General features: G+C 61.8%; 30 protein-coding genes. 7 read left to right on the top strand and 23 right to left on the bottom strand.

The annotated features are described in order from the left end of the window. Positions 1-63: 63 nt before the first annotated feature. From ACEN2T_RS22320 to ACEN2T_RS22310, 3 genes are all read right to left on the bottom strand, one after another. Positions 64-1,023 carry a quinone oxidoreductase family protein gene (locus ACEN2T_RS22320; RefSeq protein WP_122681445.1) on the bottom strand — a complete coding sequence of 320 codons (960 nt, stop codon included), beginning with the start codon at positions 1,021-1,023 and terminating at the stop codon, positions 64-66. A 31-nt stretch (positions 1,024-1,054) separates the two neighbouring features. Next, positions 1,055-1,228 carry a DUF1427 family protein gene (locus ACEN2T_RS22315; protein ID WP_081797626.1) on the bottom strand — a complete coding sequence of 58 codons (174 nt, stop codon included), beginning with the start codon at positions 1,226-1,228 and terminating at the stop codon, positions 1,055-1,057. An 88-nt stretch (positions 1,229-1,316) separates the two neighbouring features. After that, positions 1,317-2,081 (bottom strand): AraC family transcriptional regulator, encoded by a 765-nt coding sequence (locus ACEN2T_RS22310; RefSeq protein ID WP_095185980.1) that lies wholly within the window; start codon positions 2,079-2,081, stop codon positions 1,317-1,319. A 116-nt stretch (positions 2,082-2,197) separates the two neighbouring features. On the opposite strand from ACEN2T_RS22310, the gene ACEN2T_RS22305 reads away from it, so the two are divergent. Both ACEN2T_RS22305 and ACEN2T_RS22300 read left to right on the top strand, forming a co-directional pair. Beyond that, complete coding sequence (locus ACEN2T_RS22305; protein ID WP_032885356.1) at positions 2,198-2,440, top strand: DUF6555 family protein; 243 nt, start codon at positions 2,198-2,200, stop codon at positions 2,438-2,440. A gap of 16 nt (positions 2,441-2,456) precedes the next feature. Continuing rightward, positions 2,457-2,729 carry a hypothetical protein gene (locus tag ACEN2T_RS22300; protein ID WP_442117554.1) on the top strand — a complete coding sequence of 91 codons (273 nt, stop codon included), beginning with the start codon at positions 2,457-2,459 and terminating at the stop codon, positions 2,727-2,729. A gap of 52 nt (positions 2,730-2,781) precedes the next feature. Here the strand turns inward: ACEN2T_RS22300 and ACEN2T_RS22295 are convergent, their stop codons facing one another. The 3 genes from ACEN2T_RS22295 to ACEN2T_RS22285 form a co-directional block, all read right to left on the bottom strand. Next, positions 2,782-2,952, bottom strand: a complete 171-nt coding sequence (locus ACEN2T_RS22295) for a metallothionein (protein WP_081797628.1) — start codon at positions 2,950-2,952, stop codon at positions 2,782-2,784. Positions 2,953-3,041: 89 nt separating this feature from the next. Continuing rightward, positions 3,042-3,494: a DMT family transporter gene (locus ACEN2T_RS22290; RefSeq protein WP_032885358.1), complete on the bottom strand. Its 453-nt coding sequence runs from the start codon at positions 3,492-3,494 to the stop codon at positions 3,042-3,044. A 4-nt stretch (positions 3,495-3,498) separates the two neighbouring features. Further along, on the bottom strand, positions 3,499-3,987 hold the full coding sequence (locus tag ACEN2T_RS22285) for a DMT family transporter (RefSeq protein WP_442117553.1): 489 nt from the start codon (positions 3,985-3,987) through the stop codon (positions 3,499-3,501). Positions 3,988-4,105: 118 nt separating this feature from the next. On the opposite strand from ACEN2T_RS22285, the gene ACEN2T_RS22280 reads away from it, so the two are divergent. Next, the gene (locus ACEN2T_RS22280; protein WP_095186030.1) at positions 4,106-5,038 is read left to right on the top strand and encodes a LysR family transcriptional regulator; all 933 of its coding nucleotides are present in this window, start codon (positions 4,106-4,108) and stop codon (positions 5,036-5,038) included. Position 5,039: 1 nt separating this feature from the next. Here ACEN2T_RS22280 and ACEN2T_RS22275 read toward each other — a convergent pair whose 3' ends face one another. The 3 genes from ACEN2T_RS22275 to ACEN2T_RS22265 all read right to left on the bottom strand — a co-directional run bounded on the left by ACEN2T_RS22275 (position 5,040) and on the right by ACEN2T_RS22265 (position 8,830). Continuing rightward, complete coding sequence (locus ACEN2T_RS22275; RefSeq protein WP_032885360.1) at positions 5,040-6,359, bottom strand: Nramp family divalent metal transporter; 1,320 nt, start codon at positions 6,357-6,359, stop codon at positions 5,040-5,042. Between the two features lie 40 nt (positions 6,360-6,399). Then, positions 6,400-7,953: a DUF726 domain-containing protein gene (locus tag ACEN2T_RS22270; RefSeq protein WP_442117552.1), complete on the bottom strand. Its 1,554-nt coding sequence runs from the start codon at positions 7,951-7,953 to the stop codon at positions 6,400-6,402. A gap of 94 nt (positions 7,954-8,047) precedes the next feature. After that, positions 8,048-8,830: an AraC family transcriptional regulator gene (locus ACEN2T_RS22265; protein ID WP_032885362.1), complete on the bottom strand. Its 783-nt coding sequence runs from the start codon at positions 8,828-8,830 to the stop codon at positions 8,048-8,050. A 103-nt stretch (positions 8,831-8,933) separates the two neighbouring features. Here ACEN2T_RS22265 and ACEN2T_RS22260 point away from each other — a divergent pair, with 103 nt between their 5' ends. The 3 genes from ACEN2T_RS22260 (at position 8,934) to ACEN2T_RS22250 (ending at position 12,391) form a co-directional block, all read left to right on the top strand. Further along, positions 8,934-9,848 (top strand): EamA family transporter, encoded by a 915-nt coding sequence (locus tag ACEN2T_RS22260; protein WP_442117551.1) that lies wholly within the window; start codon positions 8,934-8,936, stop codon positions 9,846-9,848. A 107-nt stretch (positions 9,849-9,955) separates the two neighbouring features. Next, a complete protein-coding gene (locus tag ACEN2T_RS22255) occupies positions 9,956-11,764 on the top strand; it encodes a monovalent cation:proton antiporter-2 (CPA2) family protein (RefSeq protein WP_032885382.1) in 1,809 nt (602 codons plus the stop codon). A 72-nt stretch (positions 11,765-11,836) separates the two neighbouring features. Further along, positions 11,837-12,391 carry a hypothetical protein gene (locus ACEN2T_RS22250; protein ID WP_099601609.1) on the top strand — a complete coding sequence of 185 codons (555 nt, stop codon included), beginning with the start codon at positions 11,837-11,839 and terminating at the stop codon, positions 12,389-12,391. A 147-nt stretch (positions 12,392-12,538) separates the two neighbouring features. On the opposite strand, the gene ACEN2T_RS22245 is transcribed toward ACEN2T_RS22250, so the two are convergent. The 4 genes from ACEN2T_RS22245 to ACEN2T_RS22230 are packed head-to-tail and all read right to left on the bottom strand — an operon-like array spanning position 12,539 to position 15,222. Continuing rightward, positions 12,539-13,258: an alpha/beta hydrolase gene (locus ACEN2T_RS22245; protein ID WP_442117550.1), complete on the bottom strand. Its 720-nt coding sequence runs from the start codon at positions 13,256-13,258 to the stop codon at positions 12,539-12,541. A gap of 11 nt (positions 13,259-13,269) precedes the next feature. Next, entirely contained in the window at positions 13,270-14,025 is a 756-nt protein-coding gene (gene cobF / locus ACEN2T_RS22240; protein WP_032885385.1) for a precorrin-6A synthase (deacetylating), read from the bottom strand. Between the two features lie 9 nt (positions 14,026-14,034). Beyond that, positions 14,035-14,625: a histidine phosphatase family protein gene (locus tag ACEN2T_RS22235; protein WP_032885417.1), complete on the bottom strand. Its 591-nt coding sequence runs from the start codon at positions 14,623-14,625 to the stop codon at positions 14,035-14,037. Between the two features lie 51 nt (positions 14,626-14,676). After that, the gene (locus ACEN2T_RS22230; RefSeq protein ID WP_032885386.1) at positions 14,677-15,222 is read right to left on the bottom strand and encodes a DUF4865 family protein; all 546 of its coding nucleotides are present in this window, start codon (positions 15,220-15,222) and stop codon (positions 14,677-14,679) included. A gap of 93 nt (positions 15,223-15,315) precedes the next feature. Between ACEN2T_RS22230 and ACEN2T_RS22225 the strand changes: the two genes are divergently transcribed. Then, positions 15,316-16,182 carry a LysR family transcriptional regulator gene (locus ACEN2T_RS22225; protein ID WP_032885387.1) on the top strand — a complete coding sequence of 289 codons (867 nt, stop codon included), beginning with the start codon at positions 15,316-15,318 and terminating at the stop codon, positions 16,180-16,182. A 51-nt stretch (positions 16,183-16,233) separates the two neighbouring features. Here the strand turns inward: ACEN2T_RS22225 and ACEN2T_RS22220 are convergent, their stop codons facing one another. Genes ACEN2T_RS22220 through ACEN2T_RS22175 form a run of 10 tightly spaced genes read right to left on the bottom strand, consistent with a single transcriptional unit; the run spans position 16,234 to position 26,276 of the window. After that, positions 16,234-17,211: a LysR substrate-binding domain-containing protein gene (locus ACEN2T_RS22220; protein WP_442117549.1), complete on the bottom strand. Its 978-nt coding sequence runs from the start codon at positions 17,209-17,211 to the stop codon at positions 16,234-16,236. A 51-nt stretch (positions 17,212-17,262) separates the two neighbouring features. Beyond that, entirely contained in the window at positions 17,263-18,204 is a 942-nt protein-coding gene (locus ACEN2T_RS22215) for a peptidylprolyl isomerase (protein ID WP_181644323.1), read from the bottom strand. Beyond that, positions 18,201-18,662, bottom strand: a complete 462-nt coding sequence (locus ACEN2T_RS22210; RefSeq protein WP_032885390.1) for a YbjN domain-containing protein — start codon at positions 18,660-18,662, stop codon at positions 18,201-18,203. The genes ACEN2T_RS22215 and ACEN2T_RS22210 overlap by 4 nt, the downstream gene beginning before the upstream one ends. A 20-nt stretch (positions 18,663-18,682) precedes the next feature. Further along, the gene (locus ACEN2T_RS22205) at positions 18,683-19,309 is read right to left on the bottom strand and encodes a DNA repair protein (RefSeq protein ID WP_442117548.1); all 627 of its coding nucleotides are present in this window, start codon (positions 19,307-19,309) and stop codon (positions 18,683-18,685) included. An 18-nt stretch (positions 19,310-19,327) separates the two neighbouring features. Beyond that, on the bottom strand, positions 19,328-21,028 hold the full coding sequence (locus ACEN2T_RS22200; protein WP_032885392.1) for a putative porin: 1,701 nt from the start codon (positions 21,026-21,028) through the stop codon (positions 19,328-19,330). Positions 21,029-21,070: 42 nt separating this feature from the next. Further along, entirely contained in the window at positions 21,071-21,775 is a 705-nt protein-coding gene (locus ACEN2T_RS22195) for an energy transducer TonB family protein (RefSeq protein ID WP_032885393.1), read from the bottom strand. 3 nt (positions 21,776-21,778) lie between these two features. After that, entirely contained in the window at positions 21,779-22,204 is a 426-nt protein-coding gene (locus ACEN2T_RS22190; RefSeq protein WP_016980095.1) for an ExbD/TolR family protein, read from the bottom strand. An 11-nt stretch (positions 22,205-22,215) separates the two neighbouring features. Continuing rightward, positions 22,216-24,015 carry a DUF2341 domain-containing protein gene (locus ACEN2T_RS22185; protein ID WP_099601618.1) on the bottom strand — a complete coding sequence of 600 codons (1,800 nt, stop codon included), beginning with the start codon at positions 24,013-24,015 and terminating at the stop codon, positions 22,216-22,218. Positions 24,016-24,039: 24 nt separating this feature from the next. Continuing rightward, positions 24,040-25,623 carry a ShlB/FhaC/HecB family hemolysin secretion/activation protein gene (locus ACEN2T_RS22180; protein ID WP_095185993.1) on the bottom strand — a complete coding sequence of 528 codons (1,584 nt, stop codon included), beginning with the start codon at positions 25,621-25,623 and terminating at the stop codon, positions 24,040-24,042. Positions 25,624-25,682: 59 nt separating this feature from the next. Further along, positions 25,683-26,276 carry a transposase gene (locus ACEN2T_RS22175; RefSeq protein WP_032885396.1) on the bottom strand — a complete coding sequence of 198 codons (594 nt, stop codon included), beginning with the start codon at positions 26,274-26,276 and terminating at the stop codon, positions 25,683-25,685. Positions 26,277-26,647 lie beyond the last annotated feature (371 nt).

The following is a 26,647-nucleotide window of genomic DNA, read 5'->3' as shown; positions in this document are numbered from 1 at the left end:
CCCTGTGCCGGCGATGGCGTGCTTAGGGCCAATCGCCGGTAAGCCGGCGCCTACGGGACCGTATCAGGGCAGAAAGATGATTTTGTCTGCACTACCCTGGTTCACGTCTTCGTAGCACTGCGTCCCTTCGGCCAGCGCCACTTCGCGCAGGCCGACCGGCAGCGGCAGCAGGCCCTCATCAAAAAAGCGCCCGAACTGCTCCAGCATCACCGCGCACTGCTCGCAGCTGTAGAGCAATGAATTGATCCCCACCACCGAACCTCCCTTGCGGTACAGCGCCAGAGCCGGCAATTGCACATGACCGTCCACGGGCGCAGCAATGATCGCGATACGGCCAAAAGCCGCCAGACCCGCCACGGCGGCAGGCAGCCAGAAACCAGTGGTGTCGAAGATTACGTCGGCGCCGCCTGCGAACACGGCATTCACTTGCGAACCCAAGTCCTGCGGTTTAGCGAGGCTAATCGCCTCGAAACCTTGCGCTTGCAAAACCTCGACCTGCTCAACCCTGCGCACCGCCGCCAGCACCCGGGCGCCACGGATTTTCGCCAGGGCCAACGCCGCACTCCCCACGGCACCGTTGGCGCCGATCACCATCAACCGCGTGCCTTTGCCCACACCGCTGCGCTCCAGCGCATCCCAGGCGGTGGTGTACGGCACACCCAGGCTCGCCGCCTGGGCAAAGCTCAAATGCGTAGGCTTATGGGCCACGCCCTTGGCAGACACCGTGAGGTATTGAGCGTGGGAGCCATCGGCAAAAAAACCAAGATCGCGGCCGGTGCCCCAGACTTCCCGGCCCACCAATGCCTGCGGGCCTTCAACCACCACGCCAGCAAAATCGCGACCAGGAATGCGTGGCAGCGTGGTGTAAGGGAAGCGACCGAGCACGTTCTTTACATCGCTGGGGTTGAGGCCCGCAGCCTGGATTTTTACCAACACTTCATCAGCGCCCGGCACCGGTGTGGGAACGTCGATAAAGCTGAGGGCATTGAGATCGCCAGTGGCGGAAAATTGCAGGGCTTTCATGGGCAGTACATCCATCGAAAAGAAAAAGACTTCAGGACAACCAGGCACTGACCAACTGTCGCCCCATGGGCCACAGTTTTTCGCCGATCAACATGCCCATCAGGCCGACAAGCGCGATGGCCGGCGGCGCGGGTGAGCGAAAATCCAGCGCACCATAAATCACGCCGACAAACAGGCCAATGGCGAGGGAAATCAAGTAATTCATGGGGGCAGCGCCGTGTGGGTTGGTGGGCTCAGTGTAGGGAGCCCCTCCCGCTGGCATCGGCCAACTGCTTCAGGATTTCGGCCAAACCTCAGCCGGTGTAGTGCGAAGGGGCCACACCGAGTTCGCGGCGGAACATGTCGCTGAAGCTGCTCGGCGAATAACCCAGGGACCGCGCAATCCCGCTGACCGACTGGCCCTGGATCAACTCCGCCACCGCCGTGGCGAGTTGCACTTGCCGGCGCCATTCGGCGAACCCCATGCCCAGGTGGTTCTGGAACAGCCGCGCCAGGGTACGCACGCTGGCACCGGCCACCTCGGCATGCTGCTCGAAGGGGATCACCAGGGAAGGCGCAGCCATGACCGCCTGGCACGCGCTGATCAGTCGACGGTCGGCTTCAACCGGCATGGCGATGCGGATCCGGGAGCGACGCGCCCGCTGCAACTCCAGCAGGGCCAGGCCGACCACCGCGTCGTAATACGCACCGTCGCCGCTATCGCCCTCCTCCACCAGCGTGACGATCAACTCGCGCAGCAACCCACCGACCTCAATCACCTGCACCTGGCTGTCCAGCGTCGCCGCCAAGGCAGGACGCAGGTAGATATTGCGCATCTGCAAATCCGACACTACGCGAATCCCGTGCTCGACACCCGGCGGCAGCCATACCGCGCGCTGGGGCGGCACCACCAGGGCTTCGCGTGGGGTCTCGACCCACATCACGCCGCTCATGGCGTAAAGCAATTGGCCCCACTCGTGCCTGTGGGGTTCCACATACCACCCACGCGGGTAAGTACGCGCCAGAGGTTGCACGGGGACAGCGTGATCACTGAGGTCAGGTGGCGCGGCCAGGGCCATGGGACGTACGTCAGTCTAGGATGAGCCACCATGGTAATGACCACCGCCCGACAATCCGAGTGAATTTTTGGCGCTCGTGGCGATCACTTGCTTACACCACCAGGGTTGATGGGCCGATGAATAACGCAAAACTGTTTGTGATCGATTACACCCTCCATGGCGAGGCCAAGTCATTCATTATCCGCCTGGAAAAACTCGATGCCGCCGAAGCTTGGCATTGGGCAAGCTGCGATGCCGGCGTCGGTCGTATTGGCCGTTTCGCCCGGGAGCAGGTCAAGAAGACCAGCCAGGTTCAGGCCGAGAAATTCGGCATCACCAACGTGCAATGGCGCCGCTCGGACGCGCGCGCCCAGGCTTGATCAAGGAGAGATACCCGTGAATGTATATGGCCAGGTAAATGGCAAGGCTCGGATTGATTACACCCAGGACACCCTGTTTGGCCCACTGGCCAGGCATGTGGAATGCCAAGTGAGCGTGCAGCGCAAACCCGACAGACTCGTACTGAAGGTGTTTCAGCCGCTCCCGGATGATCTGCATGCAGCGAAAACGGTGGTGTTTGCCCTGGAGGGACGGCGGACCAGCGGGGTGGTCAGAGGTCGGCAGCGCCTGTCGGACCATAGCCTCCGGCTGGAGTTGGAAACCCAATAGCAGCTAACAAATAGATCAAATGTGGGAACGGTTTTGACCGCTCCCACCGCATTCAACCGTCGGCCGACTTGGCACACTCGCAGCCCGTAGCCGCAGCACAGGGTTCACCATGGGCATGGTGTTCGGCACAGCCCTGGCAGCAATAGCCCTTACCGTCTTTCATCACCGCTTCGACACCCAATACACATTTGCAGTGTGGGCAGGCACAGGTTTGATCTGGCATGGTCAGACTCCTTCATCATGGTCGTCTCGGTACGGCGAGCGCCGGCACCTTAAGCAATGACTGCCGGCTCACGCAGATCGTTCAAACCATCAGTCGGTGCGCGTATTGCTGCGATACATGAACACCAGCGCCAGCGCCAGGCACACCATCGCCAGCATGCGACCGCCCGACAATTCGATGGCAGGGTTGCCCAGCCAGCCGAAGTTATCGATCAGCATGCCCATGCCCAACTGCCCGGTGATCACCGCCACCGTGGCCACCGCCGTGCCGACCACCGGCACCGCACCGACCATCACCATCATGTACACCACGCCGAACAGCGCGCCGGTCAGCTGCCATTTAGGCACGTCCAAGAGGCTCAACGCCTGTGCCGGTTCAAAGAAGAAAATCAACAGCGCGGTGGTGAGCGCACCTACGGCAAAAGTCAGCAAACTGCTGCGCAACACACCCACTGTCTGGCCCAGGCGACCGTTGATCGCCGCCTGCACACTCAATACCGCACCGGCCGCGATGACCAGTACCAACAACAGAATCAGATTCATCGTCTTACCCTCGTGCGATCAGAACAAGTGCCACCACAATCAACGCCAGCGCGATCCAGCGCTCTCCATTGACTCGCTTGCGCGTCGTGCCGAACCAGCCGAAATGGTCGATCAGAACGCTCTTGCTCACCTGTCCTGACAGAATCGCGATCATGGTCATCGCAATACCGATGTGCGGCGTGGCCAGGGTCAGTACCACCACGTACATCGGCCCCAGAAAACCGCCGATCAGCTGCCAGCGCGGCAAGTCCGTGAGCGCCGGGCCTTTTTGCGGACCGCTGAACAGCAGCAGCAAATACAGAATCGCCGAGCCCACACCAAAGATGCTCAACGTCGCCCACAGGTGCCCCACCTGCACGCCCAATGGGCCGAGCAAACCGGCCTCCACCGACAAGCCCATACCGGCGAGGATCACCAGCGGCAACAACAGCAACCGCAGAAGGTTTTTTTTCGGCGTGGCGTTCGCCACACCCTCGATAGAACTGGCCTGCATACATCACCTGCGCATCAACAAATGGATTAATGGCGCGCATTATCCAGTGGCCGTCCTGTGCGATAAATGGGAGCATGCCAACAACACCTTTGCGCAAAACGCACAGCCTGGAGCCATGATGCAGGGTTTGAACGAGTTGAGTTTCAAGGCGCTGCGCCTGTTCGTCGCAGTGCTGGACCACGGCAGCTTCTCCGAAGTGGCGCGCCGCGAAAGCCTGGCGCCCTCCTCGATCTCGCGGCAGATCCAGTTAATGGAGCAGGCCCTGGGGCAACAATTGTTGTATCGACACACCCGCGCCGTCAGCCCCACCGAGGCTGGGCGCCTGCTAGGGCGGCACGCGCGCCTGATGCTCGAACAACTGGAAGCCGCCGGCCAGGCCCTGCAGGAACAGGAAAGCGAGCCCAGCGGCCTGGTGCGTATCAATGCGCCGATGGTGTTCGGCCAGCGTCACCTCTCACCCTGGCTGGGCGAGTTGTGCCGCCGCTACCCCAAGCTGCAACTGGATATCCAGCAAACCGACACCTACGTCGACCCTCTGCAAGATGGCACCGACCTGCTATTTCGCATCGGCGTGCTCAACGACTCCGGCATGCAGGCACGTATCTTCGCGCCCCAGCGCTTTCGCATCGCCGCCAGCCCTGCTTACCTGGCGAAGCACGGCACGCCCTCGCACCCCGATGAACTGATCAACCACCAATGCCTGGCGTACAAGGGCATCACCGGCCAACAACGCTGGTTTTTCCGCCGCGACCAGGGCGACTGGACGCCCTACAGCGTCAAAGGCCCGATCACTGGCAACCACGCCGACACCCTCACCCACGCCGCCGAACAAGGCCTGGGGCTGGTGGTGTTTCCATCCTGGTTGATCGGCGAAAGCTTGCGCGCCGGCACGTTGCACGCGGTGCTGACGGAGTACGAAGTGGCGACCACGCTGGAGCCGCAGCAAATTGCGGCGTTGTGGCCAGGGAGCCGGCGCTTGTCGCTGAAGGTGAGGACCGTGATTGATTACTTTGTGGAGTGTTTTGGGGCGGTGCCTTATTGGGATCGCTGACTCAAAACACCCATTGCCCAATCAACCATGCATTCGCCCCACTGATCACCACAAATAGAAACCACACCAACACCCTGGTGGGCAGGCTATTCACAAACGGTCCCATCAGTTGCTTGTCGCCAGTCATGCGAATCAGCGGATACAGCGCAAACGGCAGCTGCAGGCTCAGCACCACCTGGCTCAGGATCAGCAATTTGCCGATGGCATCGTCACCCATCAGCCACACCCCGAGAAACGCCGGGATCAGCGCCAGCCCCCGGGTAATCAGGCGCCGCTGCCAGCAGGGAATGCGCAGGTTCAGGTAGCCTTCCATGATCACTTGTCCGGCGATGGTGCCGGTAAACGTCGAGCTTTGCCCGGACGCCAGCAAGGCGACGCCGAACAGGATGCTGGCAAAGGCGCCACCCACCAACGGATCGAGCAGGTGGTAAGCATCCTGGATTTCCACCACGTCGGTGTGGCCGGTCTTGTGGAATGCGGCGGCGGCGAGTACCAGGATGGCGGCATTAACCAGCAGGGCCAGAGCCAGGGAGCCGATGGTATCGATGCGCGCCAGCTTGACCGCGTCCTGTTTGCTGGCCAGGTCTTTACCGATCAGGCGGGTCTGCACGATTGAGCTGTGCAGGTAGAGATTATGGGGCATCACCGTAGCGCCCAGAATGCCGATGGCTAGGTACAGCGGCGCGGCATCGCTGATGGCCGACAGTGACGGCGTGAAGCCGCTGAAGACGTCCGGCCAATACGGTTTGATCAACACCAGCTCGATAAAGAAACACACCCCGATGGTCGCCACCAACGCCAGCATGATCGCTTCCAAGCGGCGAAAGCCTCGGTTTTGCAGGGCAAGGATCAGCAGCGTGTCAAAGGCCGTGATCACAATACCGGTCGTCAGGGAAACGCCCAGCAGGAGGTGAAACGCCAAGGCGCAGCCGAGCACTTCGGCCAGGTCGGTGGCAATGATGGAGATTTCCGCCAACGCCCATTGGGTGCGGGCGGAGCGCTTGCTGTAGCGCTCGCGGCATAGTTGCGCCAGGTCTTTGCCGGTGGCGATGCCCAGTCGCGAGCACAGGCACTGCACCGCCATCCCCGCCAGGCTGGCCAGCAGCACCACAAACAGCAGGCTGTAGCCGTAGCGCGAACCGGCCTCGATGGCCGTAGCCCAGTTGCCCGGGTCCATGTAGCCAATGGAGATCAGCAGGCCAGGGCCGGCAAACATGAGGGCACGTTTGAAGAACGACGCCTTGGGATCAACGGCGACAGAGCCCGCCACTTCCGGCGGGCAGAACGGGGCGGTAGCAATTTTAGGCAGGCTGAATTTCACGCGGTATCCCAGGCAAACACACTCGACAGCGCGCAGCTTATCAGTCGGACGCGACCGTGCGCATCACCGTGTCCCGTGGCAGGTCAAACGCTTCCACCACCTGCACCACGAGGTCCATCTCCTGGTTCAGCGCCTCACGCTCCATGCGCTGGCGAATCACACCGATCACCAACACCGCCAGCGTCGTAATCGAATACGCCGGACCGGAAAACGCCCGAACACCACTCACCAGCAGCATCGCGGCCGCCAGTGCCTGCCCCACCACCGGAATCGCTGAGGCCGCCCCACGACGCAGGATAAACCCGGTCAGCCCCGCCAGCGCCGTGCCGCTCAAAGCCGTGGTGGCCGAGCGCCCAACGTCGAAACGCTTGAACAGGCCCTGCTCTTTTTGCGCGGCCGCCTTGAGCTCCGCGTCGAAGGCCTGCCGGTCGGTATTACTGAGCTTGTCCTTGTACTGCTCGATCAGCTTTTGCGCGACCTGGGTTTCGATCTCTGCCAGCGCAACCGTTTCAAGCGACTCGTCAAACTTGATCCCCAGGCGCTGCGCCACGTCTTCGGCGATCTGGCGATAACTTACGCCATGCCCACGAGCCAGATTCATAAAGCTATCGCCGCCCATGCGCTGTAACTCGATGGCTAGTTTGAGCGGCTCGCGCACCTTGGCATCAATCGATGCACTGCGCTTTTGCGCCATCAGTTCGGCGAGGAATTTCAACTCCTCCGGCCGCGCCTGCACCAAGGCTGGGAACAGTTCCACATCCTCCTCGGCAAAGCGCACCTCGCTGCTGCGCTGGTCGGAGCGGATCATGCCGCGTCGCTCGTGCAACAGGTCGGTGTACTGCACCACCGTCTGCAATTGCGGCCAATAGGCGGCGTGATCGAAGGTAGCCAAGTGCACATTGGTGATCTTGGCCTTGAGTGCCGGCGTCACCTCAATTGCATAACGACCAATGCAGCGCTCGGTGTCCGGCTTAATGGCCAACGCCCAATCCTTGCTGGAGTGGCAGTTGATCAGCCGGCCCTTGAGTGGCGCCGACACCTCATCCCACGGGCTCGACGTACAGATCGCCCCGCCCATCAGCAGTAGATTGTCCAATGGCAGTTCCCGCGCGGTTTCAGGGCTGGCCAGGAGGCTCTTGACCAGAATCCGCGCGCCCAGGGAATGGCCGATCAGGTTGATACGCCGCACGTTCAGCGACTCACCGTGCAGGTAACCCGCCAGCTCCGGCAGCAAACTCTTGGCCACTTCGTCCACCCGCGCCTCGACGCTTTTGTAGTGGTCGAGGAAATAGGCAATCGCCTTGCCCACACCGACGGTCGCTGCGCCGACACTGCCGCCGCCGAGCATCGCGCCGATCACGTCCTTGAAAGGCGCAAACAGGTTTTCCAGGAAGTGCCCCGCGGGCCAGAACAGCATCAGGTTGGTGGAGCCTTCGATGCCCGCCAACTGCGCCTTGAAATTGCCCAGCTGTTGCCGGTTGAAAAACGCCGAATAACCGTGAACATAGAGATTGAGCACGTCCCCCTGAGGCTCGCCACACAGTAGGAATGTGGGCTTGCGGGTGCGGTGCATTTCATCCCACTGGTGTTGCATTGGGCGGTGACTCCTTGTGACAAGGGTGGGCGATAGTAACAAAGGCAAGGCCCAAGGGAGGTGAATCCTGACCGACGTGGCAGCAGCAAAGGCCTCAGAACTGCGCGCCAGCCTTTGAGTTAGCCAGGTAGCGCGCCGGAGAATCCCCCAGGTTGCGCCGGAACACCGACGTGAACGCACTGGAGCTGCTGAAACCCAACCCGAGCGCCACCTCGGTGATGGAAGCGCCATGGCTTAGGCGTGCAGTGGCTTCCAGCAGGCACACCTGCTGGCGCCAGGACACAAACGTCATCCCCGTGCTTTCCTGGAAATGGCGGGTGAACGTGCGTCGACTCATGTTCGACCACTCAGCCATCTCGTCGAGGGTGATTTTTTGCGTGGGCGCCTCCAGGAAACGCTGACAGGCCCGCGCCAGCCGTGGTTCGCCAGGCAATGGCGCGCTGAGGGGCACCTCAGGCATGGCGCCGATCTCATCAATCAGCAGCGTCAGCACGCAGCGATGCCTCACATTGAGTGGCATCGAGGGATCGATAGCCAGCGCCGCCTCCAGCAAATGCCTGAGCAAGGGCGACACTTCAAACACCTGACAGCGCGCTTGCAACCCCGCGCGCAGGACAGCATCGGCGTTCAGGTAGGTATTGAGCATCACCACCTCCCCGCGCATCTGCATTTCATGGGGCACACCACCGGGCACCCAAATCGCCCGCTGCGGCGGCACCACCCAATTGCCGAGGTCGGTGAACATTTTCAACGCACCGGTGGAGGCATAGGCGAACTGCCCACGCGCATGCGTGTGCCGCTCGAAAACAGTGCCATTGGGGTATTCGCGTAGCGTCACCACGGCGTCAGGGCTGGAAAAATCAAAGGCTGGAATCATGGCCCGATCTTGTCAAAAGTTGACCTGACATAGCAAGCGGGCCAATCGAACTGCCCCTAACATCAACGCCCTTAAAGAAGCGTCATGACCTAGGGAACATTCCATGCTGAAAAAACACTTGGCGCTAGCCGTGCTTGTCACCCTGGTGTGGGGAGTGAATTTCCCCATCACCCAATTAGGCCTGCGCTCGGTCGATCCCTTTGTGCTTACCGGCATCCGCTTTGCCTTGGCAGCCCTGCCCCTGGTGTTCTTCATCAAGCGCCCCGCCGTCAAGTTCAGCTACGTAGCCGTCTACGGTTTTATCTTCGGGCTGGGCATGTGGGGCGTAATCAACTACGGGATCCAGATCGGTGTGAGCCCTGGTATTGCTTCATTGATCATTCAACTCAGCGTGTTCTTCACCATGGGCTGGGGTTTTTTACTATTCAAGGAGAACATCCGCAAGGCGCAGATCGTCGGCGCCTTGCTGGCGCTCAGCGGCTTGGCGGGCATCATTTCCACTCAGGAAGGCAACCACGCCGTCCTTGGGGTGATGTTGATCGTATTGAGTGCGCTGGCCTGGAGCGTGGGCAACGTCATCATCAAGAAGTCCGGGGTCAAGGAGATCTTCTCGTTCATGGTATGGGCCAGCCTGTTTCCGCCGATTCCACTGTTCCTCATGGCCTGGTGGATGCACGGCAGTAGCCCGTTCGAAGGCTTGAACGCCAGCCTCGACCTGGCAGCGATACTGTCCATCCTGTTCCAGGTGTACCTGGCCACGCACTTTGCCTACTGGGGCTGGAACTCGCTGCTCAAACTGTACCCCGTGTCCACAGTGGCGCCGCTGTCTTTGCTGATTCCCGTGTTCGGGATCAGCAGTTCGATGTTGATCATCGGTGAGCACGTTTCCACGCCGAACCTGATTTCGATTGCAATCATCATCGTCGGGTTGGCGGTGGGCTTGTGCCGCCGGCCATCGACACTCGCGCCTGCCGGGCTATCCTTGCGAAACCTCAGCAAGAAGCGCATTGCCCGTTAAAAACCGCGACACATCGGCCTGATACGCAGCAAAAACACAATTTTCAAAATGTAAAAAGCGCTCTAATACACGCCTGATGACTGGTTTTGAAGATCCTGGAGTTCGCAATGCCCCATGAAGGCAACCTGTTACAAGCAGCCGTGGTGTTCCTGCTCGCGGCCGTGCTGACCGTGCCCCTGGCCAAGCGCCTGCAATTGGGCGCGGTGTTGGGCTATCTGTTTGCTGGTGTGATCATTGGTCCATCGGTGCTCGGCCTGATAGGCAACCCGCAAAGCGTGGCGCAGTTTTCGGAGCTGGGAGTGGTGTTGCTGCTGTTCATCATTGGCCTGGAACTGTCGCCCAAGCGACTGTGGGTGATGCGCAAGGCGGTGTTTGGTGTCGGCCTGGCCCAGGTGCTGTTGACCGGGCTGGTCATGGCCGCAGTGGCGCTCTGGGTATTTGGCCAGGCCTGGAACAGCGCCATCGTGCTGGGCCTGGGCCTGGCGCTGTCGTCCACCGCGTTTGGCCTGCAAAGCCTGGCCGAGCGCAAGGAGCTCAACCAGCCCCACGGCCGGCTGGCGTTTGCCATCCTGCTGTTCCAGGACATCGCGGCGATCCCGCTGATCGCCATGGTGCCGCTGCTGGCCGGCAGCGACCACCCGACCACCGAAGCCCAGGGCGTGCAACACGTCCTGCAGATCCTCGGCAGCATCGCAGTGGTGATCATTGGCGGGCGCTACCTGCTGCGGCCGGTGTTTCGCATCGTCGCCAAGACTGGCCTGCGCGAAGTGTCCACTGCCACCGCGCTGCTGGTAGTGATCGGCACAGCCTGGCTGATGGAACTGGTGGGCGTGTCCATGGCCCTCGGCGCCTTCCTCGCCGGCCTGCTGCTAGCGGATTCGGAATACCGCCACGAACTGGAATCCCAGATCGAACCGTTCAAGGGCCTGTTGCTGGGACTGTTCTTTATCAGCGTGGGCATGGGCGCCAACCTCAGCCTGTTGCTCAGCTCGCCCCTGGTAGTGATCGGCCTGACCCTGCTGTTGATCGGTCTCAAGCTACCGCTGCTGTACGCCGTGGGCCGGATGGTGGGCGACCTCAATCGCGAAAGCGCCCTGCGCCTGGGCGTGGTACTGGCCGCTGGCGGTGAATTCGCCTTCGTGGTGTTCAAGATCGGCCGCGACCAAGGCCTGTTCGAACCCCATCTCTACGACATCCTGGTGCTGACCATCACCCTGTCCATGGCCGTAACGCCGCTGCTGTTGCTGGTGTGCCCGAAGCTGTTCAAGCCCAAGGTCAAGCCGGTGGAAGTGCCCGAGGAGTACCGCGCCATCGAAAGCGATGCGCCGCGTGTGGTCATCGCCGGCATGGGCCGTATGGGCCAGATTGTGGCGCGGATCCTGCGCGCCCAGAACATCTCGTTCATCGCCCTCGACACCTCGGTGGAAACCATCGAACTGACCCGCAGTTTCGGCGGCATGCCGGTGTTCTACGGCGACCCGCAGCGCCCCGAGATCCTGCACGCGGCCAAGGTCGACCAGGCCGAGTTCTTTGTGATCGCCATGGATGACCCGGAGATCAACATCAAGACCGCCGAGCTGGTGCGCACCCTCTACCCGCACATGAAAATCATCGCCCGCGCACGTAACCGCCAGCATGTGCACCGCCTGGTGGACCTGGACGCCTCGCCCGTTCGCGAGACGTTCTACTCCAGCCTGGAAATGAGCCGCCGCACCCTGGTAGGCCTGGGGTTGACCCAAGCCCAAGCTGATGCGCGCATCAACCGGTTCAAGAACCACGACCTGCAAGTACTCGCTGCCCAGCACGCGGTGTACGACGACGCAGCCAAAGTGATGCAGACCGCCCAGGAAGCCCGCACCGAACTGGCGCGACTGTTTGAGATGGACAGACTTGAGGAAGAGTCCGACAAGGTGTGAGGCTAGCGATGAACGATCTTGCGAATTTTCTGACAGAATACGGCGCAATTTCGTTCATCCCTGGAGCGCTTCATGGCCACTTTCACCAAGACCGCCGCCCTGCTGGTCCTCGCGCTTACTGCCGGCAGTGTCTTCGCCGCCTCCAAGCCAACCATGCAAACCATCTCCACCCTGGGCGGCAAGTTCACCTTCAACCTGCCCAAGGCCTACGCTGCCGACACCTTGCCGGCTGGCAAGGCGGATGATGGCACCGCCGATACCCAAGGCACGATGTACGCCAACCAAACCACGAAAAGTGTGGTGATCGTCGCCGAAACCGTACGTAAAGACGGGGCAACCATTGGGGATAACGACGCGCAGTTCCTCGATGGCGCTGTGGCCGGCTTCGTCAAGGACCAGAGCGCAGCGCTGCCTGACTTCAAGAAGCAAAGCGAGAAAAAGCTGAACTTCAAGGGCCTGGGCCTGCGCCAGGTGGACAGCACCGCGACCCAGGGTGGTGGCAAGACGCTGCAATCCACTTTCCTCGGCGGCTCGGGAAATCACTTGCTGGTGATCCAGGCGATTTCACGGGCGGATGATGCCAAGGGGCATGCAGCGTTGGTGAAGCAGATTACCGGCGGTAAATAACCCGATCTCCCAAGCAACACAAAACCAATGTGGGAGCTGGCTTGCCTGCGATAACGGTGGACCCGTCGATATCTCTATTGACTGACACCCCGCTATCGCAGCGGTGCGACGATTCGACAAGCCCGCTCCCACATTTATTTACCGCGTTTACCTCAGGCTTTTTTCCAGCCAAACCTTCAAGTCCTGCACTTCCGCCTCACTGATGGTGTGGTTCATCCCCGGATACCCATGAAACTCCGGCTTCAACCCCAAGCCCGTCAACACCTCATTCGCTCGGGTCGCCGACGCATACGGCAGCGCCTGGTCCAGGGTGCCATGACCGATAAAGATCGCCAGTTTGCCCAGACGTTCGTCCGGCTTGAGCTCAGCCTTGAGCACCGGCAGCAGGCTGCCACTCAGTGCCGCGATGCCGCGCACCAACTGCGGGTCACGTAAAGCCACCTCATACGTCATGATCGCGCCCTGGCTGAAACCTACCAAAAACACCCGGTCAGGCTGGGTGTGATACTTGACGGTGGCTTTGCCGACAAAGTCCCTGATCAGCGCAGCGCTGCTCTGCAAATCGGCCGTCACCCCATCGTAATCGCCGTCCCCCGGCGTCTTGGTAAACCAGCGGAAGCCATTGGGCTCCACCGGCATGGGCGCGCGGGCCGATAGGTAGGTCCAGGTGGACGGCTGCGCGTCCTTGATCCCGAACAGGTCCTCCTCATTACTGCCGAACCCGTGCAGGAAAATCACCAGCGGCTCGTTGCGCGCATCGCTCTGGGTCTGCTCCAGGTACGCCAGCGGCAAATCGGTGTGCAACTCGGAATCGGCGTGAGCAACGCCAGCCATCAGGGTCAGCGCCAAGGCAAACAGTTTGAGCATGGGAAATGACCTCAGGGTTTACGCAATAAATAGGTGTCCATGATCCAGCCATTCTCAAGGCGCGCCGCCTTGCGCACCCGCTCAATCTCTTCAGCCACTTCGCTGACTTTGCCGCTGATGAGGATTTCATCAGGCGTGCCCAGGTAGGCGCCCCAGTAAATATCGAGGCCTTGATCCGCCACCGTGCGGTATGAATCTTCCGCGTCGAGCATGACCACCAGGGTGTCGGCATCGCTGGCCTGCCCTGCCGCCAGCCGGCGTCCCGTGGTGATTTCGACGGACTTTCCGATGCGGTTGAGCGCCACCTTATGCTGGGCCGCCAAGGCCTGCACACTGGTGATGCCGGGGATCACTTCAAACTCGAACGTGCACCGGCCAGTGGCCAGGATCGCCTGCAAGATGCGAATGGTGCTGTCGTACAGCGCCGGGTCGCCCCAGGCCAGGAATGCGCCGACTTCGCCGTCGGCCATTTCCTCATTGATCATGCGCTCGAAGGTGGCCTGCTTGTCACGGTTGAGGTCCTGCACAGCGGTGGTGTAGTCGATATCGCCGCGCACACGCTCGGGGCAATCGGCCTCGACGAAGCGGTAGCCAGGCTCGGTGATGTAGGTTTCGCAGATCTCGCGGCGCAGGTCGATCAACTTGTCTTTGCTCTGGCCCTTGTCCATCAAGAAAAACACGTCGGTGCGGTTGAGCGCCTTCACGGCCTGCATCGTGATGTAGTCAGGGTTGCCGGCGCCAATGCCGATGATCAGGATGCGTTTCATGGGTTGCTCTCATTGCGGGGCGTGGATTTTGCCATGTTCACGCGCCTGGGCGTGAGTTTCCAGGCGCAAGCGCCAGACCTTGTTGAAGCGAAGTTCAGTGGCCGACAACGCTTCGACGTCGATGAGGTAGAACATCGACAGCGGGAACTGCATGACGTACAGCAGTGCGGCGCGGATCACAAAGGGGTGCGTAATGGCGACCACATGGCCGGGTTGGGTTTCGAGGGATTTCATCCACTGCGCGACACGTGTGCAAACGTCATCCACCGACTCGCCGCCATGGGGTGCGCACGTGCTGTCAGTGAGCCAGGTGTTTAACTGATCGCCATTCAGTTGGCTGATGGCCTGGCCTTTCCACTGGCCGAAATCCGCGTCACGCAGGGCGTCTTCGATTCCTGCGTCATCGCCGAACAAGCCGGCTGTCTGCCGTGTACGCACTTCCGGCCCGCACAACAAACGCCGGGGTTTCTTATAACGCCCGGCGAGGGACAGCGCCGCGCCATGCCAATCCATCGCCACCGCCTCGTCGTCCGGAAAACGCCCGCGCTTTTGCAGAGGCGTGGCGGCATGGCAGATGAGTGTCAAACGGGTGGCCTGGATCACGGATTGTTTCAACGACAAGGATTAAGGCCACCAAGACTGGCGCAGTTATCACTGGGGCGCAACGCCTTGTGCCAGATAGAGCACCTGGTAGCCCGTGCCTGGGTGCTCGGCATCCAACGTTTTGGCCGACAGCGTAAACCGCACCAAGCGCCACGCTTGTACGTCCAGCGCGAGGAACACCGCGAACGTGTCGTTGCTATCCGCCAACTGCTGATTCCGTCGTTTCTCATCGGCCAAGATGCCCGCGCGGTCCACGCCAGGCGCCAGCGGCCGTTCCTCCCGATACAGACTCAGCGCGTTCTGCGCCGGGCCACGTTGTACATCCAGCGGCAGCCAACTCTCGATATGCGGACGACCGAAGCTGTCGAGCACTTTCTGGAAACGCTCCCCCAGCAAAAAGTCAGCGGCCTGCAACGGGTCGGCCCACAGGTACACCGAGGAATACACATTGCCGCCAGTCTCCTGGGCGATAAACGCCTTGAACAGCAACCCTTCAGCGTGATCCCACAACGGCCCCAACTGCGTGGCACGTCGGCGAATCACGTTCATGTCGTAATCGGCGGGTAAGCGGTGTGAATACTGTTTGGCGAACATCAGGAAGCTCCCAGGCAAGATGAGGTATCAGCTTGCGCATCCGCGATGATTTCAACAAGATATGACCGAATATAGGTGCGATAAGGATTTGATATGACTGACGCGCTCAAACCTCTGGACATCGACACCGTGCACGCCTTCGTACTGGTGGCCGATTTCGGCAGTTTCACCCGTGCCGCCGAGGCCCTCGACACTTCCCAGGCCGCGATCAGCCTTAAGCTCAAGCGCCTTGAAGAGCGCCTCGGCTATCGTCTGCTTGAGCGCACGCCACGGCATGTGCGGCTGTCGCCCCAGGGCGAGCAGTTCATCGTGGCCGCGCGTGCGCTGCTCAACGCCCATGAACGCGCGCTGGGCGACATGGGCACCCACGCACCGCGTCGCCTGGTGATCGGCATCAGCGACCATGTCGCCGGCCCGGACTTGCCGGCCTGGCTCAGCCGCCTGGCCGCCTATGACCCTTTGGTGATCCTCGAAGTGCGCATCGCCTCCTCCCGCGACCTGGTCGCGGCCTTCGATCGCAACGAGCTGGACGCGGTCATCGTGCGCAACGAGGGCGACCGCCAGGACGGCGAAGTCTTGGTGGTGGAACGCTTCGGCTGGTTCGCCGCGCCCACCTGGCAGCACAGCGCCGGCACGCCACTGCGCATGGCGACCATGGCCGCGCCCTGCGGCGTTCGCCACTTGGCCACACGCGCACTGGATGCGGCGTGCATCGACTGGACCGAAGTATTCGTCGGCGGCGGTGTGATGGCCGTGGGTGCCGCAGTCAGCGCCGGCCTCGGCGTCGCCGCCCTCGCCCACCGCGTGGCACCCGCTGGCGCGGTGGAGGTGAGCGAGCAATATGGGTTGCCGGCGTTGCCCGTCAGTGAAGTGGTGCTTTACAGCCGTATCAGTGACGCACGCTCCAGGGAAACGTTGCGCGCCCTGAGCGCAACCTTTCGTGGTGTGCTGCAACGGTGAAACCAGCCCCGCAATTCCTCTGCTACGGGCCATCTCATTGAACATGTGCAGTCAATCAAACCACTCGCGGCGGCCTTCGAAGGTGCTGACGATCAACTCCACAATCATCCGCACTGCCTGCGCATCCTGCACCTGTGCATTCACCGCCAGCCACACCTGACGCTGCATGCTCTCGGCCAACAACCCCGGCAAGGCCACCAGACCTCGGTCGAAGCTGCTCATGTAGTGCGGCAGCAACCCGATGCAGGCGCCGCAGCGGATCATCTCCAGCATCAGCGAATACGCATGCACCTGCACCACGGCGGCCAGGCGCTGCTCCACCACGTGGTTCCATGGCTGCAAGGCCTCGACCTGCGCATCGGGTTGCCATTGCACCAGCATGTAGTCAGCGAGGTCTTCCACGCTGTCCGGGCGCGTGGTCAGCCGCGAGTAGCGCTTGGCAATGTGCGGCAAGTACTGCAGGCGCGCCAGGGCCCTTGGCGGTTCGGTGACAAAGCCCGGGCCGGGCATCGGGCTGTCGCTGTCCGACAGCCACACCACCACATCCACGTCCACCGCTTGCAGGGACAGTTGGCTGTCGATGGAGATGATCTCCAGGCGCACGCTGGCGTTGCGCCGCAGTAAGGCGATCAAATCGCGGCCGAGGATGTCATGCAGGATCGGTTCGGCCACCGCCACGCGGATCAGCGGCTGTTCCACCACCGGCAGGCGTCGTTCATGGGCCAGAGCGATCAGTTGCGCCTGCAATTGCTGGCCGTCCCGACTGAGCACCAGCCCATTGCCCTGGTAACTGAACAACACGTGGCGCAAGTGCTCTTCCAGTTGCGCCAGGCGCTTGCGCAGCAGCGTCGCCTTGATGTTCAGGCTGCGCGCCGCCTGCATAAAGCAGCCGCAGCGCGCGCTCACCAGAAAGTAGCGCGCCACCTCCGGGTCAATCTCATGGGCCAGGGCCAGCCAATGGCTGCGCGGCTCGGCCGCCGCGGGATAGACGGCGGTGCCCTGAGGGCCGGACGGTTCCAGTAATGCCATTTGAGACTCCCTGTCTTGTTGGTCTGGGCATCCAATGCGGGTGGACGGGTATTACTCCAATACTTTGTTCAGCTCAGCGCCGTCGATGCTCAAGGTCGCGGTGTTGAGCATGCCTTCAAGGTAAGCCTTGGCGATCTGCTCTTGACGCTGGGCACGCAGGGCCTGGGTCAGGCGTTCACGCAGCTCATCGAGGCTGGCGGTGCGCGCCGGTTGTTGGCCGATCAACTTCAGTACATGGAACCCCGCCGGGCTCTGCACCACGTCCGACACCGCGCCGACCTTGAGTCGCGACACCGCCTCGCGTACTTGCGGCACCAGTTGCTGCAACGGCTGCATCCCCGAATCACCTCCGCGCGCGGCGCTGTCCGGGTCCTGGGAAAACTGCGTGGCCAAGGCCGCAAAATCGGCCGGCGCGGCCTGGGCCTTGCGGCTCAACTCCTGGGCCTGGCGCCGCACGGTATCGAGGGTTTGCGGGTCATTCACGGCGAGGAAAATCTGGCTCACCCGGTACAACGGCGGCGTCACCCATTGCGCCTTGCCGCTGTCGTAGGCCTGTTGCAATTCAGCGGCGCTGGGGTAATCGGCCGGGACTTTACTGACCGACAACATGTAGTCACGAAACACGATCTGCTCGGTGGCGGCGCGGGTCTGTTGCTCCACCTCCGGGCGCTGGCGCCAGCCTTGGGCGTCGGCCTGTTCCAGCACGGCTTTTTGCGCCAGACGCGAGCGGATCCAGGTTTCCAGGGCGCCACGGTTGCCACGCAATTGTTCGCGGGATTCAGCCGGCAGGCTGGCGAGCACGTTTTTCAGTTCCGGCAGATCGATCTGCTGGTTGCCCAGGCGCGCAACCGCCGGCCCGGTTGACGCAGGGCTGATCACCGGCGCCGGTTGTTGCGCCGCCACCGGGTCGCTGCCCGGTCGCAGGCTCAACGCCACTGCCACCACCAGCAGGGCCAACGCGCCCGCGCCGACCATCAGTGTCGGCTTTTTCACAGGACAGGCGCCTCTTCCCCAACCGCAGCGGCCTGCAATTGCGCCGCGTGCTGGCTGTATTCACGCAGGTAGACAATGAATTCCTGCAACAGACGGTCCCACAATTCCAACTGACTGCGCAGGTGCGTGGCGCCAACGCCGGCCACCACCACGTCCATTTCCATCAACAGGAATTCACCCTGCACCGACAACCGCGCAAAACGGCGCGAGGCATTCCACACCTGGGCCAAGCCTTCGGGCAATTCGCCCTGGACCCGCAGCGCGCAGCTGTAGGTGAAGTCCACATAGCTGCCCTGCTCGGCCGCCGGGTTGCCGAAGCGCACGGCAAAGCCGATGCCCTGGCTGGCGCTGAGCAACTGCACGATGCCGTTCTGTTCGGATTGGTTGACCCGGTAGCCGGCTTCCTGCAACAGCTCGGTGAGGCTCTGGACGCTAACGCTGGTGATCAATTCGCTCATGGTCTGTTCTTCCTTGTCGATCAGTGGGTGACGCCCGCCTGGGGCGCATCAAAACGGCTCTTGTACAAATCGTCGCCAAAACCCTGGGCCAGTTCCTCGAACTTGACCCGCGTGCTGCTGGCGAACGGCTGGCGAATACTCATCACCTCAGCCACATCGATTTTTTCGTAGGCCGCGAGCAACTGCTGGGCCACGCCGTACATTTGTTGATTCTTGACTGAACATTGCTGCACTTGTGTGTCACGTTCGCTCAATTGCGCTTGCAACCGCGCACGCTCGGTTTCCTTGCCCTTGGCCAGCACCAGCAACTCGTCATAGGCCTTCTTGAACTTGCCAATCTGCTCGTTGCTCGCATTCACCTGGGCTTGCGCCTGGCTGTGCAGGCTTTGTTGCTGGCCGGCCAGTTGCTCGGCCAGGCCACGGGTCTTTTCCAGCTCAGCCGTCAACTGCTTGATCTGGGCCTGGGCCTGCTTGGCCTGGGTTTCGGCGGCGATGCGCGCGGCACTGGCCTGGGCCTGCTCGCTTTGCAACGCCTGCAATTGCTGGGTAGTGCTGCGCAGTTGAGTACGCAGACGTTCCTCCATGCCTTCGGCGCAAGCGCCGCTGGCGACGAACAGCAACAACAGCCCGCAGATTCGCGTGTTCATGTGGCATCTCCCTGCGCATCAAAAGCGCGTATTGAGTTCCAGTTGCATCACATCCACTTCAAACGGCTGGCCGTAGACTTCGGACGCGCTCAACCAACGTGCGCTGGCGTAGATGTTCTTTTCGATGCCGTAGTTGGCGCCAATGAAATAGCCCTTGGCATTGGTGCCGCCCAGGTGGAACGAGGAGTCATTGAAGCCGTCGGGCAAGGCGTCGGGTTGGATGTATTTGTAGCCGGCCAGCACGTTCCAATCGCCACGCTTGCGCATCTCCAGCGCGCTGCCGAGGGTGAACGAGACCATCAAGGCATTGCCGCCACTTTCAAACTGGCCGTCGCTGTTGAGGTTGTTGACGATCTGGCCTTCGCTGCGCTTGAGCATTTCGCCCTTGTCGTAGGCCAGGTTGTGAATGAAGTTGCCCTGGCTGCGCAGCTTCAAGTCGCTGGGCAACTCGCTGTCCCAGACCGCGTTGAGGTCCAGCACATTGAACTTGGACGCCAGGCCGACGTATTGCGGCTCCGGCGTGAGGCCGGGTGTGGCCGGGTTAGGCGTAATGTTGCGCAGGTTGAACACGCTGTTGCCCTTTTGCATAAACGCCACCCGCGAGCCATCAGTGTCGCAACCGGGTTGGCCTGCCCACGGTGAGCACGGGCTGGAACGTTCGCCTTCGATGTCCTGGAATTGGTAGTACGCGGCGGCCAGCTTGAGTTTGTTGCTGCGGCTGATCTTCCAGTCCGCGCCGATCTGCCCGCCAAACAGCCATTTGGTCTCGCTGTCCTGCTTGTCGACGCCGTTGCTGCTGGCGGTGTCGGAGGTGTACTCGACCGGGAACGCACCAAGGGTGCCGAACAGGCCCCACTCGCTGTTGAGGCTGTGATTGAAAATCGCCGCCACGCCGTCGAAATTGAGGTCGTTGGAATACATCATGTCAGTGGAATAGAACGGGTTGCCGATACGCCCGCCGGTCAGCGTCACCGCGTCGGAGGCTTTCCAGCTCAGGTAACCCTGGTCGAGCCAGATGTCTTTCTTGCCGAAACCACCGCCCAGGGTCTGGGTGGTGGACACCGGGTTATTGTCCGAACCGGTACCCAGGCGAATGCCGGCGGTCCATTCCGGCGAAATCACCGCTTTCATGCCCAGGCGGGCGCGCAGGCGGAACAGGTTCTCACGGTCCTCGCGGGTATTGAGCAACGGCGGGAAACGCGTATTGGTGCCAGGATTGACGTCATACGGGCCCGAATCGTTGAGCTTGGCGTAGTCGGTGATGGTGTCGTCGTTCTTGCCCGAAAAATACCGAGATTCGTCGCGTAAACGGATATCGCCATCAAAGCTCACCCGTGAGATCCAATCCGGAAAGGTGTTGGGTTGGGCCCAGTTTTCCTGCTTGGCGGTGGCCATGACTTCAGCCTTCACCTGGTCACGGATCTGATCACGCACCGCTTGCGGCACATACTGCACCCGCACATCCCCAGGCGCTGCGGCCGGGCCGCTGGCAACCACCGGCGCCGCATTGGCCTGGCGCGCCTGCAAGGCTTCTTTTTCGGCCTGGGCGATCAGGCCGTTGGCGGTGTCCTGGGTCAGCACGCCCTGCTGCACCAGCAGGCGGATCAGGTTGATGGTGACGTTTTCCGAAGGGGCAACCGGAGCAGCCGCCGCTTGGCCGACCAGGGTCGCGATGACCATGCCAACCGCCAGGGTCAGTCGATTCACGGGGGAAATCATGTGTACGCAACTCCTGTAAAAAACCATTGAAAAAGCATTCGATCAATCTGGACGCCGACCCTTGAGGGACAGGCGTACCGGCATCGTCACCGAGGCCGGCACCCGTTGCGTGGCATGGGGCGCACGCAAGGCGGCGAGGACCTGGGCATCGGTGTCGGCATCGCCGCTGGACTTGGCCAACTGCGCACGGGTGACCGCGCCTTCGGCGTCAAGCCACAAGTCCGCTTGCACCGTGTAAGCCTTCTTGCGTAACTCCGGGTCTTCGCGCAGCAGGCGTTGAAACACCCCGGCCAAGTACTGCTTATAAGTGCCGGCACCGAGTCCACCACCACCGGAACCCGCCATGCCGCCGCCCTTGCCCGCGCCGATGTTGAAACCGTCGTTGCCTGACTGGGCGTCGCCATCGATCTGCATCGGGTTGGCCAGGTCATCGGCCGGTGAAGGCGGCGCTTCCTCGGCCGGCTTGACCTCTTCCGGTTCTGGAGTAGGGACTGGCTCAGGGATTTTTTCTTCCACTTGCGGCTCTGGTTCCTTGGGCTTTTCAGGCGGTGGCGGCGGCGGTGGCGGCAACGGAATAATCGTCGGCACCTTCGGCGCTTCGCGACGTACGCCACTCATGTCATTGGCCCACTGCCATAAAAACCAGGCCGCCACGGCCGCCAGCAGCAGGCCGGCGCCCCACTTCAGCGGGCGCAGCTTCGGCGTTTTCTTGACCGGCAACGGCGTGATCGGGATCTGTGCAGTCATGACTCAGCCCTGGCTCGGTTTGCCGGTGACCAACCCGACCTGGGACAGCTCCAATCGGCGCAGCAGGTCGAGCACTTCGATCACTTTCTGGTACTGCACCATGGCGTCGCCGCGCACGATCACCGGGAAATCCGGGTTCAGTGCTTTCTCGATGCGCAGGCGCTCTTCCAGCTCGCCGAGGGTCACCGGGTAAGCGTCGAGGAACACCTGGCCGCCGTCATTGACGGAAATGGCCTTGGTCTTTGCCTCCGACAACGACACCGAAGCGCTGGCCTTGGGCAGGTGAATCTGGATACCCGACACCTGGGCGGTGGCGGTGAGGATGAACATCACCAACACCACCATCAGCACGTCCACCAGCGGCGTGATGTTGATGCTGTCGACAGCGGCATCATCGTCATCGTCGTGGGAGGTATTTACGGAAGCCATGGCGATTCTCCTCAGGCCGGAACCGATGCGTGATGTTCGCGACGGTGCGCGGCTTCACTGTGCTGGCTCTCGCCGTGCATCTCCGCCAGGCGGGTGATGAACTCGTCGACGAACACCCGCATGTCGGCGCTGACTTCCTTGTTGCGCGTGATCAGGCGGTTGTAGCCAAACAGCGCGGGGATCGCGACGAACAGGCCCATGGCCGTGGCCAGCAAGGCGGCCGCCATACCGGGGGCGATGGCGTTGATGTTGACGTCACCGGCCATGGCCGTGCCGAGGAACACCACCATGATCCCCAGCACCGTACCGAGCAGGCCGATGTACGGGCCGCCGGCAATGGCGTTGGACAAGGTCGAGAGTTTGGAACTGAGGGCCTGGTTCTCACGGGTGCGCACGCCGTCCATGGAACAGCGGATGGCTTCGATGGTGGCCGCAGACACCGATGAGGTGTCGGCGCCCTGGGCACGGCGCGTGCGGATCTCCTTGACCGCCACCAGGTACAGGCGCCACAGCGAGGAATGGGTCAGCCGCTCACCCAGTTGCGCGTCGTCGGCGTACATTTCCAGACGGGTGCCGATCTGCGCGAAGTGCTCGCGGAACACCTCGTTGGCACTGCTCACACGGCTGACCTGACGGTTCTTGCGCAGCATGATCACCCACGATTGGAACATCATCGCCACCAGCACCAGGATGATGACCCAGGCATCCACCGGCACGGCGTTGAGCAAAAAGCCCAGGCTGCCGAAGCCCATGCCCGACTGTTCTTCATCCACCCCGTAAGCCACCAGTTTCGACTCGGCGCCCTGGGCACTGGCATCAGCCAGCAACAGCGCGGCCGGGCGCGCCACTTTGGACAAGCGCAGCTCATCCATCGCACCAGCGAACGGCAAGTGCGTACTGCCCGCTTCCGGCAGGTCGGCACCGATGGCGAATTGGGAATTGAAGGCCGGCAATGCGACGGCAAGCGTGGCGGTTTCGCGACCATTCACATACAGCGCGACTTTTTCACCCTCGGCGGTGAACGCCAAGTGCTGCCATTGGCCGGGGTTCAACGGCTGGGTCGAGACAGCGCGCTGGCCGTCGATTTCCACAAACGGCATGCCTTGATTCAAGCCCAGCAACAGGCTGTGGGCACCGTCGCGACGGGCCAGGACGATTTGTTCGCCACTGGCCTGGTCCAGACGCAACCAGGCGCTGACGGTGAACGCCCCACCGGCGGCGTGTTGCAGCGACGGGCTGGCCGGCAGCAACAGCGGCTGGCCGCCAAACTGCAAGGCGCGGCCGATTACGCCGTCGATGCTCGCGCCGGTGGCGTTCAGCGCCGTGTTGGCATAGGCCGTGGTGTCCCGTGGCGGCGTGGCATTGGCGCCGTCAAAGTGATAGAGCGCGGTGTAATTCGGGTCAAACGTCAGCTGGCCGTTAGCGGTGGCCGGGGCCTTCTGGTTGCCGTAGTACATCCAGATGTCCTGGCGCTGGCCGCCTTCGACCTTGGGCACGTCGACCCAAATCAGTGCCATGCCCATCAACGGATCAAAGCTCTCGATCTGGTGATTGAGCACGGTCTTGTCATCGGCACTCACAAAGCGCAGGTCGGCGCCGTCGTCCTTGACCCCGTCAAAGGTGAAATTGCCGGTGTGCAAGCGCACCAGCAGAGCGGTACGGCCCAAGGCCTGATTGATCGCGGCGCCTTGGGCGGTGGTGTCTACCGAAATCTGTTTGCGGTAGTGCCAATCGTCCTGCCACCAGGCGTGGGCGGTGGCCGGGAGCGCGAAGCCCAGGCAGATCATCAGGCTCAGAAATAGGCGTTGCATGGGTGAAGTCTCCGGAAGAAAAAGTCAGAACGTCGCCTGCACACTGAAGTGCAGTCGCGAATCCTGTTTCTGGGTGTTCGGTCCATCGAGCAGCGGGTAGCCCCAATCCAGACTGCCGGACAACCATTTGCTCAAACTGGCGCGGGTGCCCAGGCCGACACTGGCCAGGCTGTATTCGTCTTCTTGCTCGGGCAGCGGGTCGTGCAGACGCAGGCGCGCGCCTTCGGCGAACGCATAAAAGCGCCACTCCTGCACATAACTGCCGAGGAACTTGGCCAGGGACGGCGTGCGCAGCTCCTGGGACAGCAGCAAGCCTTCGTCGCCGGTGCGTTCCGCCGCCAGGTAGCCGCGCACCGAAGTGGCGCCGCCAGCGGAATACTGCTCGTTGGACACCAGCGGCCCCGAGGCCAATTGGAAGCCGGCCTTGGACGCCGACTGCCAATCGTTGGCGAAGGTGTAGCTGTAATTCAGGTCGCCCTTGAGCACGGCAAAACTGGCGCTGGCCTTGTAGCGTTTGTAATCGAACTCTTCGGCGTCGCTGCCGTAACCAAAGAACGCACGGGTGCCGACCACCAGGTTCAGGCCCAACCCCAACTGGGACTGTTCGGTGTAGCGATAGCCGTTGTAGCCGAGGGTGAACGGCGCGTACTTGAGCGGCACCTGATCGCTGCTGGAACCGAATCTCATCTGCTCGTCGAAGTCTTTGAAGTCGATACCGAACGAGAAGGAATTGGCCCAATTGCCGGCGGCCGGCAGGTTGTAAATCGCCGACACCCCATAGGAGTGGCCCTTACCGAGTACGTTGCTGCCGCCGATGGTGGCGATGTTGCTGTCGGACTGGTAACCGGAGAACTGCAAAGTCCAGCGCTCATCCAGCGGCGCGCTGTAGGAGCCCGACCAGACCTTGGCGTTGTCGGTGTCCTGGGGGGCGGTGAAGTAGGTCAGGGAGATGCTGTGGCCCAGTTGCCACAGGTTGTCGTAACCCAGTGTCGCGACCGAACGCAGCTTCTCGGTGTCGGCGCTGTAATCGTTGTTCAGGCCGATACTGGCGTGCCAGGGGTTCTGGTCTTCCACCTGCAAATCCACATCCATGGTGCCGGGGCGCTGGCCTTCGCGCACCAGCGGCGTAACCTGGCGCCCGGCGCTGCGATTGAGCCCGGCCAACTGGGTTTGCACCGTGGAAAAATCCGGCACCGCGCCCTCCTCCAGGCCCGGCACTTGCTCGCGGATTTCCACCGGCGAGTAATGCTTGGCGCCGACCACACGTACCCGGCCGACCTTGGTTTCGCTGACTTGCAGATAGACGATGCCGTCATCGACCTTCTGCTCCGGCAACTCGACGAACACCGACTGGTAACCGCGCGCCTGGTAGATCTTCTGCAAGGCGTCCCGGGCGCCTTCGATATCGTCGAGGGTCTTTTGCGGGCCCAGGAACGGGTACACCGCCTCCTCGATGGTGGCCGCATCAAGCACGGTATTGCCACGCACGAAGTACTCGTTGACGTCCACTTTGCGTGCCGGCGCTGCGTCCTCCGCCAGCGCGGGTTGGGCCATGGCCCCCAGCGCCAAGCAGCACAGCACCAGCGTTGATTTGAACAGATGCTCCACACCGCCCCCTGACGTTCTATGAGTGTTCGCCGCCGCCACTGGCACGGCGTTCGGCCGGCTCAATTGCTGGCGATCGAGGTGTTGCCGTGGCGTGCCAGCCAGGTGTGCAGCAAGGCGAAGTTCAGCGAGAACTCCGGCATGTGCAGCAAGGCGCCACAAAACACGTCACCGATGATTTTCTGGATGAGCTGTACCGCCCGAGGGTTGTTGAGCAGCGTGGCGATATCGCGGGTGAGTACGTGAATGCTCCAGACCTTCTGGTTCAGGTCCAGGCCGACGAACCAGCGGAACAGCAGGTTGTAGTTGAGCTGTTCGTGCAGTTGCTGTTCGCTGGGCACCGAGTACAGCAGTTGCAGCAGCAGGATCTGCAGCACGGTCTGCGGTGCGATCAACATCGAGGGCTCGGCCACCAGCCAGTCGCGGTGCTGGTCGAGGACGTCGTCGATCTGCGGGCGCAGTAGCACCAGGGAATGGCCTGCGGGGATGTAGCTGGAGACTTCCTTCACGGCGCCCTGCCAATCGTCCTGGGAGACGATCCATACCCAGGGTGCGCCATAGCGATAGACCGACACCGGCTTCTTGCGCGCGGCTTCGACGATCTTTGACAGGCGCTGGTCGAGCTCCTGCATGCCGACTTTTGAATAACGTTCCATAGATCCCATTGCCCCACTCCTGGCGTCCTGCTGGCGGCTTTAAGAACACCTTCGTGGTGTTCTTGAGCGCGTTACACAGGAGAGACGGGGGCAAGGGTTGGCTACCGAACTTTTGTCATGAAAGCTTCATTTTTTGGGTTTTTTTGGGGGTGGTGGGGTGAGTACATATCCGTTATTTGGGTAAGGGCCGCTTATGGTTTCGCCCTTACGGCGACTCACTTTTGGAAGAGCCCAAAAGTAAGCAAAAGGCTCTCGCCCCAACACTCGGCACCTCGCCTAGGCTCGGTGTGCCCGCACTCCGGCTTGAATCCGTGGGCCGCCGCGATGGGCCATCCATGGCCCAGCGCGGCTAACCCGGCGTCCTGCCGGGT

The sequence above is a fragment of the Pseudomonas sp. W22_MBD1_FP4 genome, from assembly GCF_052113765.1.
Lineage (GTDB): Bacteria > Pseudomonadota > Gammaproteobacteria > Pseudomonadales > Pseudomonadaceae > Aquipseudomonas > Aquipseudomonas sivasensis.
Note: the sequence above shows the minus strand (reverse complement) of the source record. Positions and strands in the feature narration are given on the sequence as shown.

Coding starts and splice junctions, on each gene's coding strand:
- ACEN2T_RS22320 (WP_122681445.1), bottom strand. CDS start 1,023: ATGAAAGCCCTGCAATTTTCCGCCACTGGCGATCTCAATGCCCTCAGC.
- ACEN2T_RS22315 (WP_081797626.1), bottom strand. CDS start 1,228: ATGAATTACTTGATTTCCCTCGCCATTGGCCTGTTTGTCGGCGTGATT.
- ACEN2T_RS22310 (WP_095185980.1), bottom strand. CDS start 2,081: ATGGCCCTGGCCGCGCCACCTGACCTCAGTGATCACGCTGTCCCCGTG.
- ACEN2T_RS22305 (WP_032885356.1), top strand. CDS start 2,198: ATGAATAACGCAAAACTGTTTGTGATCGATTACACCCTCCATGGCGAG.
- ACEN2T_RS22295 (WP_081797628.1), bottom strand. CDS start 2,952: ATGCCAGATCAAACCTGTGCCTGCCCACACTGCAAATGTGTATTGGGT.
- ACEN2T_RS22290 (WP_032885358.1), bottom strand. CDS start 3,494: ATGAATCTGATTCTGTTGTTGGTACTGGTCATCGCGGCCGGTGCGGTA.
- ACEN2T_RS22285 (WP_442117553.1), bottom strand. CDS start 3,987: ATGCAGGCCAGTTCTATCGAGGGTGTGGCGAACGCCACGCCGAAAAAA.
- ACEN2T_RS22280 (WP_095186030.1), top strand. CDS start 4,106: ATGCAGGGTTTGAACGAGTTGAGTTTCAAGGCGCTGCGCCTGTTCGTC.
- ACEN2T_RS22270 (WP_442117552.1), bottom strand. CDS start 7,953: ATGCAACACCAGTGGGATGAAATGCACCGCACCCGCAAGCCCACATTC.
- ACEN2T_RS22265 (WP_032885362.1), bottom strand. CDS start 8,830: ATGATTCCAGCCTTTGATTTTTCCAGCCCTGACGCCGTGGTGACGCTA.
- ACEN2T_RS22260 (WP_442117551.1), top strand. CDS start 8,934: ATGCTGAAAAAACACTTGGCGCTAGCCGTGCTTGTCACCCTGGTGTGG.
- ACEN2T_RS22255 (WP_032885382.1), top strand. CDS start 9,956: ATGCCCCATGAAGGCAACCTGTTACAAGCAGCCGTGGTGTTCCTGCTC.
- ACEN2T_RS22250 (WP_099601609.1), top strand. CDS start 11,837: ATGGCCACTTTCACCAAGACCGCCGCCCTGCTGGTCCTCGCGCTTACT.
- ACEN2T_RS22245 (WP_442117550.1), bottom strand. CDS start 13,258: ATGCTCAAACTGTTTGCCTTGGCGCTGACCCTGATGGCTGGCGTTGCT.
- cobF (WP_032885385.1), bottom strand. CDS start 14,025: ATGAAACGCATCCTGATCATCGGCATTGGCGCCGGCAACCCTGACTAC.
- ACEN2T_RS22230 (WP_032885386.1), bottom strand. CDS start 15,222: ATGTTCGCCAAACAGTATTCACACCGCTTACCCGCCGATTACGACATG.
- ACEN2T_RS22225 (WP_032885387.1), top strand. CDS start 15,316: ATGACTGACGCGCTCAAACCTCTGGACATCGACACCGTGCACGCCTTC.
- ACEN2T_RS22220 (WP_442117549.1), bottom strand. CDS start 17,211: ATGGCATTACTGGAACCGTCCGGCCCTCAGGGCACCGCCGTCTATCCC.
- ACEN2T_RS22210 (WP_032885390.1), bottom strand. CDS start 18,662: ATGAGCGAATTGATCACCAGCGTTAGCGTCCAGAGCCTCACCGAGCTG.
- ACEN2T_RS22205 (WP_442117548.1), bottom strand. CDS start 19,309: ATGAACACGCGAATCTGCGGGCTGTTGTTGCTGTTCGTCGCCAGCGGC.
- ACEN2T_RS22200 (WP_032885392.1), bottom strand. CDS start 21,028: ATGATTTCCCCCGTGAATCGACTGACCCTGGCGGTTGGCATGGTCATC.
- ACEN2T_RS22195 (WP_032885393.1), bottom strand. CDS start 21,775: ATGACTGCACAGATCCCGATCACGCCGTTGCCGGTCAAGAAAACGCCG.
- ACEN2T_RS22190 (WP_016980095.1), bottom strand. CDS start 22,204: ATGGCTTCCGTAAATACCTCCCACGACGATGACGATGATGCCGCTGTC.
- ACEN2T_RS22185 (WP_099601618.1), bottom strand. CDS start 24,015: ATGCAACGCCTATTTCTGAGCCTGATGATCTGCCTGGGCTTCGCGCTC.
- ACEN2T_RS22175 (WP_032885396.1), bottom strand. CDS start 26,276: ATGGAACGTTATTCAAAAGTCGGCATGCAGGAGCTCGACCAGCGCCTG.